General features: G+C 56.1%; 1 protein-coding gene. It reads left to right on the plus strand.

Going from position 1 to position 287, the window contains the following annotated elements; all coding sequences use genetic code 11:
• Positions 1-287 (plus strand): phospholipase D-like domain-containing protein (locus JYB62_RS19660; protein ID WP_243431655.1); only part of this gene is annotated, 287 nt, incomplete at both ends.

Here is a 287-nt window from a genome sequence, read left to right on the forward strand (position 1 = left end):
CTGCATGCGGCACTACTGGCAGCAGCGCAACGCGGGGTTAAAGCGGAAGTCTTGCTGGATGGCTACGGTTCGCCGGATCTCAGCGATGAGTTTGTCAATGAACTGACGGCAGCTGGCGTAGTGTTCCGCTACTACGATCCCCGCCCTCGCCTTTTTGGTATGCGCACCAATGTGTTTCGCCGGATGCATCGCAAAATTGTGGTGATCGACGCGCGTATAGCCTTTATTGGCGGGCTGAATTACTCCGCCGAGCATATGTCCAGCTACGGTCCAGAGGCTAAACAGGA

Origin of the sequence: Algoriphagus lutimaris (assembly GCF_017051705.1) — a bacterium.
Taxonomy (GTDB): Bacteria; Bacteroidota; Bacteroidia; order Cytophagales; family Cyclobacteriaceae; genus Algoriphagus; species Algoriphagus lutimaris.